The sequence below is a fragment of the Pseudomonas gessardii genome (assembly GCF_001983165.1).
Lineage (GTDB): Bacteria > Pseudomonadota > Gammaproteobacteria > Pseudomonadales > Pseudomonadaceae > Aquipseudomonas > Aquipseudomonas gessardii.
Genome location: NZ_MNPU01000086.1, coordinates 1 through 9,388 on the forward strand (window position 1 = coordinate 1; position 9,388 = coordinate 9,388).

Annotated in this window: 11 protein-coding genes and 1 pseudogene; 2 read left to right on the top strand and 10 right to left on the bottom strand. The window is 52.2% G+C overall.

Annotated elements, in window-relative coordinates:
- Positions 1–125: 125 nt before the first annotated feature.
- The 10 genes and pseudogenes from BLL38_RS29100 to BLL38_RS29145 form a co-directional block, all read right to left on the bottom strand.
- Positions 126–901 (bottom strand): annotated as a pseudogene (locus tag BLL38_RS29100) (OprD family outer membrane porin); the annotation flags it as partial.
- Between the two features lie 218 nt (positions 902–1,119).
- Entirely contained in the window at positions 1,120–1,452 is a 333-nt protein-coding gene (locus BLL38_RS29105; protein ID WP_019334883.1) for a DUF2790 domain-containing protein, read from the bottom strand.
- A gap of 317 nt (positions 1,453–1,769) precedes the next feature.
- On the bottom strand, positions 1,770–3,032 hold the full coding sequence (locus BLL38_RS29110) for a hypothetical protein (protein ID WP_038444678.1): 1,263 nt from the start codon (positions 3,030–3,032) through the stop codon (positions 1,770–1,772).
- A gap of 2 nt (positions 3,033–3,034) precedes the next feature.
- A complete protein-coding gene (locus BLL38_RS29115) occupies positions 3,035–4,168 on the bottom strand; it encodes a nucleoid-associated protein (RefSeq protein WP_038444681.1) in 1,134 nt (377 codons plus the stop codon).
- 303 nt (positions 4,169–4,471) lie between these two features.
- Positions 4,472–4,900 (bottom strand): arsenate reductase (glutaredoxin), encoded by a 429-nt coding sequence (gene arsC / locus BLL38_RS29120; RefSeq protein WP_019334880.1) that lies wholly within the window; start codon positions 4,898–4,900, stop codon positions 4,472–4,474.
- Positions 4,901–4,925: 25 nt separating this feature from the next.
- On the bottom strand, positions 4,926–5,639 hold the full coding sequence (gene arsH, locus BLL38_RS29125; protein ID WP_038444684.1) for an arsenical resistance protein ArsH: 714 nt from the start codon (positions 5,637–5,639) through the stop codon (positions 4,926–4,928).
- A gap of 46 nt (positions 5,640–5,685) precedes the next feature.
- Positions 5,686–6,156, bottom strand: coding sequence for an arsenate reductase ArsC (locus BLL38_RS29130; RefSeq protein ID WP_038444687.1), 471 nt, complete (start codon positions 6,154–6,156; stop codon positions 5,686–5,688).
- Positions 6,157–6,172: 16 nt separating this feature from the next.
- A complete protein-coding gene (locus BLL38_RS29135) occupies positions 6,173–7,456 on the bottom strand; it encodes an arsenic transporter (RefSeq protein WP_038444690.1) in 1,284 nt (427 codons plus the stop codon).
- Positions 7,457–7,481: 25 nt separating this feature from the next.
- Positions 7,482–7,838, bottom strand: coding sequence for a metalloregulator ArsR/SmtB family transcription factor (locus BLL38_RS29140; RefSeq protein ID WP_032901556.1), 357 nt, complete (start codon positions 7,836–7,838; stop codon positions 7,482–7,484).
- Complete coding sequence (locus BLL38_RS29145) at positions 7,835–8,257, bottom strand: arsenate reductase ArsC (protein WP_019334875.1); 423 nt, start codon at positions 8,255–8,257, stop codon at positions 7,835–7,837. The genes BLL38_RS29140 and BLL38_RS29145 overlap by 4 nt, the downstream gene beginning before the upstream one ends.
- Before the next feature lie 380 nt (positions 8,258–8,637).
- On the opposite strand from BLL38_RS29145, the gene BLL38_RS29150 reads away from it, so the two are divergent.
- Together BLL38_RS29150 and BLL38_RS29155 are read left to right on the top strand one after the other, a co-directional pair.
- A complete protein-coding gene (locus tag BLL38_RS29150) occupies positions 8,638–9,135 on the top strand; it encodes a MarR family winged helix-turn-helix transcriptional regulator (RefSeq protein WP_025992770.1) in 498 nt (165 codons plus the stop codon).
- Between the two features lie 154 nt (positions 9,136–9,289).
- A partial coding sequence (locus BLL38_RS29155) for a helix-turn-helix domain-containing protein (RefSeq protein ID WP_130898222.1) occupies positions 9,290–9,388 on the top strand: 99 nt, incomplete at its 3' end.

Here is a 9,388-nt window from a genome sequence, read left to right on the forward strand (position 1 = left end):
GATAAAGATAAACGGCTTTAACCTTGGGATCGGGGCGCATCATGGGCTGGCTCCAGAAAGAAAATCGGGAGCACAGCATCAGGTCGTACTTGGGTCATTTGAAGGTGGGGTTTATGGAGCGCTTACAGAGATACGCTGTCTGAGAGCGGATAGTTCAATGTGGTGCCTGCGTAATACTGGTTCCACACATCCTTGAATTGGCTGGTGTAAAGACTCACACCTACGTGCTCATTGACCGTGTAATCGCCCCCTAGATAGCGATCCACGGAGCATCTACTGCACCGGCGTAGAAAGTCGAAAAGCCGTCACGCATGCCACTGGAATTGGGTTGGCTCATCGCATGCAGCCGACCCCCTTGAAGGGTCAGGTCTTTGATGCTGGTATTGGTAAACGTTGCGCCACGAAAACTCTCAGGGAGGAGTCGGGAATCCCCATAGGCAACGACAGGCGTCGATGGAAATACGTCGCCTACCTTGACGACTGTATCCAGGAAACGCACTTTTGCGGCCCCGCCTACTTTTGAGTAGGAGTCTTCAGGTTGGCCTTTGCTATTGTGCGGCAAGACATCGACTGAGCTACGGGCTCCCGAGCGACCATCACCTGAATCGAGCTTGAGGCCTTCCATTGCAAACGCATCAATGCCGAAGCCTACGGTTCCTTGAGTAAAGCCTGATTCGAATCGGCCAATGATGCCATGACCCCATTCGGCTGAGTAACCATTGCCCGTGGGGCTTGACTGGCCCTTTCGATAATCACGATTGAGATAGAGATTCCGATTGAGAATACTAAAGGTGCTCCCCTCAATGAACCCTTCAGGCTTTTGCTCCACAGCTACTGCAACTTGCCCCATGCTCATGCCAAGGGCAATGAGAGAAAGACCATAAATGCTTTTATTGTTCATTTAACACTCCAGGCTTTAGCTTGGCAGAGTTTCTTTATGAAATATTTTTTATAATTATAAAAAGCCACCAGCACGTGAGGATTTCTCCTACGTGCCGGCAGACATAATTTCATACAATAGATAACTCCAGCGTGACCTGAAAATTACTTCTATGTCAGCGAACAGTAAGCAGACTCGAAACATACCGAACAAACTGGCGCAGCTAGGGCCAACGCTAACTAGCTTCCGTGAGGGCAGTTAGTACCCATAACCTTGTATTCCAGGGTGTTGAGCTTGCCCGCCGAATCTTCATAGGTCATGCGCGAAGGAGCTACGCCACAGGTTTTATTGGCTTGAGTAGTACTGATTACCTTCTGGACATCGAGGTTCATTCCATATTCATAATGAACAACTTCAGGTGTCGTCTTTCCATTTTCTAAAGCGTACTGCTCCATCGCCTTCTGGTTCTCTTGCATCATTCGACCATAAACACGGTCACCACCGCCTTCAGCCATGGCCAAAGAAGACAAGGTCAAGATGGAAACGGCAAAAAAAGCTTTTAGTGATTTCATGATTTTCTCCTAGTGTTCACTTACTTCTGACTAGAGGATAACCAGTGATGCCTTTCAGAAAGCTGCCGCGAATATTACATATGCGTAAGGTGTCCCTCAGCACTGGTGAGCTCGGCTATTAGAATTTTAACTTATTGGCGGAGTAGGCTGAATATGTCAGATAAGCATTAAAGATCAACTCGAGTTTCTCACGAAATACCCAAGATTTTTTATTAAAAATACATCTCATCTATATTATGGACAGCTGCTTGGACTGCTCCATATGGATGAGTGGTTTGAGCGCAGTAAGATGAGACGAGGAACGTGTTACAAAAGCCTTATAGGCTGAGAATATTAGGGGCTACGTGGAGTACCGAAAATACCATCGCTAGGATAGCCTTTAACAGCCATAAGAAATCGTCCCAGTATTTTATCGCGGCTAGCAGCAAAGCACCGACGATTGGAAGCAGGGACAACCCCTTCAGCAACCGAAAGGTCCTGGTGAGGGTTCGGCCTTGCTTGTCGACTTGATCGATGGTGATCCTGAGCAGCCCCTGAAGTTTCGGGGGATATGTTTTTATCTTGTCCTTGAAATCATCGAAAATGACATTGAAGCTGTGTAGGAGGCGCTCCGTTTGCAGCATTTGGTTGTGAAGGATTGCAAGCAGAACCACAGAAACCACTGCCAACCCAAGGACAAGGATAAAACCTTCGAATCTTGAGGTTGTTTTCTCCAGCACGACCAAACCCGCTAGCGATATCGGCAGGGCGAGCATCTTGCCGGCGATGTCGCCCAGCACCCCGCTAAGCTTCGTGCCATAGTCGATTTCAGCTTGGGCCACCTCCCGCCGGGCCCGCTCAAACGAGAAGCTATAGACGTAGGTTTGCAGATTAGCGCGGTATGTGGCGAGGACCTCCCGCCACTCCCGCACGATCACCAAGAACAGATTGGGCTCGCTCTCAAACTTCTCGATGACGCTAGCCACCGCCATCCGAATCATTAATTTTCGTTCGGAGAGGTGTGCCTTATTTTCGTTTTTTCGATTGAGTATTTCTTCCAACAAGCTCAGGTGATTGAGCTCATAGTCAAGGACCTTGACGTCAACCTGGGTAGGTAACAGAAAAGTTCTCGGAGGCTTAGCCCCATCGGGAGGCAAGGCAAAGAACAGATTAAAACCATCTTGGCTGCTGTCTTTGTCGACACCGATCGCTAGCAGTGCAAGCAGCTCGATCAGCCGGCAGACGCGCCTGAGCGCCTTAATCGCCGGAGGCTCGATGTCATCGCTATCTGCCCAACAGAGCTCAACAATGTATACGTTGCTCGGGAATTGCCCCTTGCCCAATGAGCCATTGCGAGCGACAAACTCGCCGAGGTTCGCGTAGAACCGGCCAGACTCGTTCGATGGCAAGCGAAACTCAATATCGAGAGAGTCTGCTTCTTCAGAGCAATGCTCGAACTTGCCATAGGCTGCGGGCAGGCCATCGCACATTCGCAACGCACCGATAATGTCGGGCGTTGTCATCCCCTCATAGCGGATGACTCCGTCCTCAATGGTGGGCGCTCCAATGGCGCGGTAGAGAGCTACCACATTAGAAAACATTCTTAGCCGACCCTGGCCAGCAGTTCTTTCTCGATCACACCAACCAGTTCGGCAGTCAGATTGGACAGTGTCAACTTTTTCCGTCCCTCATCATAATAAACGTCTGCGGCCGGATCCTTACCTAACGCTCCACGCTCGAATTGCAACGACCAGTTAGCCGCGTCCCCCTTGATACGGGTCTTCTCTTTCAGCGATTTCGCATTGACCGTAAAGTCGTCTGGCACCTTATGTTTCTCGCTATTCAAATAGTCTTTCAGCCCAACAATTTCATCCACTAAGTCAGCGGGTACGTGTGCGACAGCGACGTGGCAGATAGCGTCCAAGCGCGCAGATTTGCCTGCGGCCAACTGCTCCTCCAGATACTTGATCACCGCCTCTTTGGCCTTGTAACCAAAGCCTTTTAACGTTTTGTTGTCGCGAAAAAACCGTGCAACGTTATCAATGGCATTTTTGGTAGCGCGTCCGGAAGCTACTCCTTTCGCGCATCCCAGTGCAGAGATGAAATAATCGGATGCCTGACTATCACGGCCCCGGCTGATGAAGCACAGGTAGGTTGAATCCACTTCATCCTCCGCGTCATCTTCATTCTGCTCAGGCGCAGCAGCGGCCGCAGCAGCCATAGCCTTTATGGCCACGAAGCTCGCTAAATTGATCCTGGCGGCCTGCTGAACCTTGTTGAGATCGACCTCTTGAATTTCCTTGGGCACATAGTTCTCGTCCAGCTGTATACCGCCGCGTTCCTTCATGCTGGCGACCAGGAAAAAGTCGGTTGCACCTGCGGTGTACTGAGCGCAAAGGATGTGTCCACCGGTCGATAAGACTTGATTACCGGCTTGCTCCACCAACTGGTCCATTGCCAAGTGGGTCAAGTCGATAAATCGCGCTTCATCATCTTGTACTTCTACGAACGCGGTGAAGCGCTCTGGAAACGGTCCCTGACGGTCATCATCGGCAAACTGGCCGTAGACCACGCTGTTGCCTTCTTTGCCGATGAGGCCGTGGATACCATTGACCAGAAAATGCAACGCGGGATTTTCAGTATCGAGCGCCACATCCTTCTTGACCACCTCGGAGATAAAACTGGTCTTGGCCAGCTTCTTGAAGCTGTGAATAATGGCAGTTTTCAGCGTAATCATAGGTCGAATTCCGTTCCGATAGTATCAATATGGAATCACTGAAAATAGCACCTTACCCAGCAAACTTCAGGGCTTATCTCGATATCAGATATCACCGAAGGGCTCCAATACCTACCGATCAGTAAGGCTGCACGAACCCAATAACTGTATATGTATACAGTATCATAATCTATGCCATTCATCAGCACGAGGAGCGGAGGGTTGAAGCGCGGATTGGCCGCCGCCAATAACCACGACATCAAATTTCGGATTATGACTCACCACCATCCCCCCCTACGTTTGCTGCGTATCGCTTACGTGGGATCAGACTTTACGGCCCAGATCATCAATTTTCACAACGACCTGTCCGTCCTCTTTGACGAAACTGCCGCGCTGCTCTTGTGGAAGCAGGTCGAGGACAGCCTCAGACGGACGACACAGGCGTGCCCCCAAGGGGGTCACGACGATGGGACGATTGATCAGGATGGGATGAGCCATCATGGCGTCAATGAGCTGGTCATCGGCAAGTGACGGATCGCCCAACCCAAGCTCTTCGTACGGCGTGCCTTTGATACGGAGGAGCGCCCGCACCTCTATACCCATATCCTTGATCAACCTGATTAGCGTTGGCCGATCAGGTGGGGTTTTCAGGTACTCAATTACCGTTGGCTCTTCACCGCTGTTGCGGATCAATGCCAAGGTATTGCGGGAAGTGCCACATTCCGGGTTGTGATAAATCGTGATCTGATTCATATCTGATGTCTCGCTGTTGAGAGGCTCAAATGGATCGCTGGTTGACGCGTTCGGATAGCTCCCCAGCGGACTCTTTACGCTCGGAGTAACGATCAACCAGGTAATCTTGGCGATCACGCAACAACAGCGTGAACTTCATCAGTTCTTCCATCACGTCGACCAGACGGTCGTAGTACGAGGACGGCTTCATCCGGCCCGTCTCATCGAATTCGGTGAAGGCCTTAGCTACTGAGGATTGGTTTGGGATGGTGAACATGCGCATCCAACGCCCCAGTACCCGCAGCTGATTAACTACGTTGAAGGACTGCGAGCCGCCGCAGACTTGCATCACCGCAAGGGTCTTTCCTTGCGTAGGTCGTACAGCACCTATCGCCAGCGGAACCCAGTCAATCTGAGCCTTGAAAACCGCACTCATGGAGCCGTGTCGCTCAGGAGAGCACCACACCTGGCCTTCCGACCATTGCATCAGTTTGCGCAGCTCCGCGACTTTGGGGTGGGTGTCGGGTGCATCATCCGGCAGCGGAAGGCCCGACGGATCGAATATCTTTGTTTCAGCGCCAAACTGCTCCAGAAGTCGAGCGGCCTCCTGGGTCACCAACCGGCTGAAGGATCGCTCTCGTGTCGACCCATACAGAAGAAGGATTCGAGGTTTATGGAGTGAGGACGTGCGAGGCGCCAGTTGCTCCAGGGTTGGAATGTCAAGCAGCTCGGCTTGGACATTCGGCAGCGTATCTTGCATACAAACTCCTAGGGATGCGCCAAGTAGGCACAACTTCCATTGCTCTTCAAAGCGAACCGATACGGTTCAGTTCAGCTTTGAGCTGATCAGGGCTCATGGTTTTCAACGGCAGCGCAAGAAACGCGCTCACGCGTTCGCGAATTTTGGCGAGAGTGGCGTCAAACGCTTTTGTGATCTCGATCTCCGACCCAGTGGCTTCCGACGGATCGGCCAAACCCCAATGGGCCTTCAAGGCTGGCCCGAAAAAGATGGGGCACGCTTCACCCGCTGCCCGGTCACATACGGTTACCACGATGTCTGGTGGAGAGCCTTCAAAAATATCCGAAGCTTTGCTGCTCAAGCCTGCCGTGGAAATGCCCGCAGCCTCCAGCGTTTGCAATGCCCTTTGGTTCACTCGACCGCTGGGAAAGCTTCCTGAGCTGACCGCCTCCACGCCCTCTGACGCCAGGTGGTTGAAAAGTGCCTCGGAGAGGATGCTACGGCAGCTGTTGTGGGTACACATGAACAAGACTTTCATCAGTAGATTCCTTGATTCAGAAGCTGAGGCGCAATGCCAGGGCGCAGAGGGTGGCGATAAGGATGGGCAAGGTCAGCACGATCCCGGTCTTGAAGTAGTAACCCCAGCTGATCGTGATGTCCTTTTTGGCCAGCACGTGCAGCCACAAGAGCGTGGCCAGGCTACCGATGGGAGTGATTTTCGGCCCCAGGTCGCAGCCAATGATGTTGGCGTACACCATTGCTTGAAGAACGACGCCATCGACTTCGGCAGCATGAATGGACAAGGCACCGATCAGGACAGTGGGCATGTTGTTCATGATTGAAGACAGAAAGGCTGTGAGCAGCCCCGTACCCAAGGACGCGCCCCAGACACCGTAGCCGGCAAATACATTCAGGATCTGGGCGATGTGGTTGGTCAAACCGGCGTTCTTGAGGCCGTAGACGACCAGATACATGCCCAGGGAAAAGATCACCACCTGCCATGGCGCGCCCTTGAGCACCTTGCCGGTGTCGATGGCGTGTCCACGGGCCGCGATGACGTAAAGAATGAATGCGCAGGCAGCCGCAATGGCACTGATCGGCACGCCCAGAGGCTCGACGACAAAGAAACCGACCAGCAGCAGAGCTAGAACCCACCAGCCTGCTATGAAAGTCGGACGATCACGTATCGCCTCTTTAGGATGATGCAACTGAGCAAGTTCGTAAGTCTTGGGCAATTCCTTGCGGAAGAACCACATCAGCATCACCAGCGTAGCCGCAACGCTGACCAGATTCACCGGCACCATGACGGATGCGTATTCGCTGAACCCAATCTTGAAGTAATCCGCAGAGACAATGTTGACCAGATTCGAAACTACCAGAGGCAAACTCGCGGTATCAGCGATAAAACCGGCCGCCATGACGAATGCGAGGGTGGCAGCGGGCGAAAAGCGCAATGCAAATAGCATTGCGATCACGATGGGCGTGAGAATCAATGCCGCACCATCATTAGCAAATAATGCTGATACCGCAGCACCCAGTAGGATGATGAAAGCAAATAGCTTACGAGTGCTGCCTCCGCCCCAGCGTGCGACATGCAATGCTGCCCATTCGAAAAAGCCGGCTTCATCGAGCAGAAGACTGATGATAATCACCGCGATGAACGTTGCAGTGGCATTCCAAACGATGTGCCACACCTCGGGGATATCCGCAAGAGTGACCACTCCAGTCAAGAGCGCGAGTACAGCGCCAAAGGTTGCACTCCAGCCAACACCCAGCCCTTTGGGCTGCCAGATCACCAGGACGATGGTGGCAATAAAGATCAGTACGGCAATCAACATTTCAATCACTCGATTTGGAAGCAGATCAGCCACATACGAGCTGGTTGATAGGACGAGCATTCATGTCGCTTAGTCGTTTGGCTTCGGTATCTAGCCAATCCTGATTCGCATCCACGACGTCCTTCAGAATTGCACTCACCCAACTAGGAAGGCCGGGATTCAGGCGGTAGTAAACCCACTGGCCTTGACGACGATCCATCAGCAGTCCCGCTGAACGAAGCAGCGCCAAGTGGCGAGAAATCTTGGGCTGGCTCTGGTCGAGCGCAGCGGTAAGCTCGCATACGCACAGCTCTCCTTCGCTCACGATGAGCAGTGTGATTTTGGTTCGAGTGTCATCTGCCAAGCACTTGAATAGTGCCGTGGGATTCATAGGCTCTGTCATAGATCCTCCAAGTGTTTTGTCTTGACCAAGACGAAGAGCTTAATGCGCTCATGGATGTCATGAAGTGTGTGGCGAAACGCGTCGGGATGATCGCTGGTGACCGGATCTGCGAAATCCCAAGTGATGACTTCGCCAGCGGCGGGCATCCATGCACATTCCCGTGCGGACTTGTCACACAGCGTGATGACGTAATCGAATTTTTCGTCGCGAAGCTCATCAATGGATTTGCTATGCAGTCCGGATGCATCTACGTCGACATTGGCCAGAGCAGCGACAGTACGCGGGTCGACGCTGGTTGGCTCCAAGCCCGCACTGTAAGCGGCAAAACGCGGATCTGTGTGCCGAAGCAATGCTTCTGCTAAATGGGAGCGGGCAGAGTTGGCAACGCAGATGAAAAGCACTTTGATTGGGGCAGACATGGCAATCTCGACACATACGTTGAATCGAATATATGATTTATCGCATATTCGGTAAAGCGTATATTTTTGCGTCGCCGGTCACCAGCGTGTAAGGGCAGCGCTCGTCAGATCGTCGGACGACTTTTCGTCGGAAGACGAGCTGATCACAACGCAAATCAGCTGTAACCAGTACAGCAAGTTCAACAGCAGCATTGGGCCGAATTTTTCCAACACTAAGAGGTGCCAGGATTGGGCCACAAAGCTCACTTGCTGAATTCTTTTTTGGCTGTTGGGCACAACATGCTAGTGCGACAGATTTCCTGTCATCAGCCAGCGGAGGCTTGTTGACGATCTGCATCCCCCAGATTATTGTTGCGGCTAACAACGAATTTGTGACGATTATGCCGAAGCGGAAAAAAGACCAGTTGTCCCAGGATGCCGAGGATCTGTACGAGGCGTTGAATCAGCTCGTCCGTGTCTACCAGTTTCGAGATAGAGATCGGATTTGCTGCTACGACGTTTCAGTCACCCAGTGCTACGCGGTCGAAACGCTGGTCAAGAAAGGAGCCATGCGGCTTCAGGTCTTGGCTGAAAAGATGTTTTTAGACAAAAGCACGGCAAGCCGCGTAATCGATGCGCTCGAACGCAAGGGGTATGTGTCACGCGCTGAGGATAACGAAGACCGCCGTGCCGTGAAGATCCAGGCCACGGACGCGGGCAGGGAACTCTACGAAAAAATCAGGGGCGATCTCATTGCCGAAGAGATAACAATGATCGAGAACCTTTCAGCCGAAGCCAGGCAAGGAGCATTAACCTTGCTCAGGCAGATTACACGAGCTACCGAAAAACGCTGCGGCCTCACAAATGAGCGTGGCTCAGATCCAACGCAAGCCTATTGAATCTCCATTTTTTGATTCAAACGTTGTTACTACCAACATAATGGAACCCGATCATGCGTATCCGTCCTGCTGAGCCAGTTGATGCAACCTCGATAGCCACGGCGGCGGCAAAAACTGAGTGCAACACCTGACCTTTCCGGTACGGTGCTGCCCTATGTCTTATTCCGAACTCAGCGTTGAAGAGCGTGCCACCATTCAAGTTAGTCATGCCCAAGGCCTCAGCTTGCGCAGGATTGCCTGCTTGATCAACCGA

Coding starts and splice junctions, on each gene's coding strand:
- BLL38_RS29105 (WP_019334883.1), bottom strand. CDS start 1,452: ATGAAATCACTAAAAGCTTTTTTTGCCGTTTCCATCTTGACCTTGTCT.
- BLL38_RS29110 (WP_038444678.1), bottom strand. CDS start 3,032: ATGTTTTCTAATGTGGTAGCTCTCTACCGCGCCATTGGAGCGCCCACC.
- BLL38_RS29115 (WP_038444681.1), bottom strand. CDS start 4,168: ATGATTACGCTGAAAACTGCCATTATTCACAGCTTCAAGAAGCTGGCC.
- arsC (WP_019334880.1), bottom strand. CDS start 4,900: ATGAATCAGATCACGATTTATCACAACCCGGAATGTGGCACTTCCCGC.
- arsH (WP_038444684.1), bottom strand. CDS start 5,639: ATGCAAGATACGCTGCCGAATGTCCAAGCCGAGCTGCTTGACATTCCA.
- BLL38_RS29130 (WP_038444687.1), bottom strand. CDS start 6,156: ATGAAAGTCTTGTTCATGTGTACCCACAACAGCTGCCGTAGCATCCTC.
- BLL38_RS29135 (WP_038444690.1), bottom strand. CDS start 7,456: ATGTTGATTGCCGTACTGATCTTTATTGCCACCATCGTCCTGGTGATC.
- BLL38_RS29140 (WP_032901556.1), bottom strand. CDS start 7,838: ATGACAGAGCCTATGAATCCCACGGCACTATTCAAGTGCTTGGCAGAT.
- BLL38_RS29145 (WP_019334875.1), bottom strand. CDS start 8,257: ATGTCTGCCCCAATCAAAGTGCTTTTCATCTGCGTTGCCAACTCTGCC.
- BLL38_RS29150 (WP_025992770.1), top strand. CDS start 8,638: ATGCCGAAGCGGAAAAAAGACCAGTTGTCCCAGGATGCCGAGGATCTG.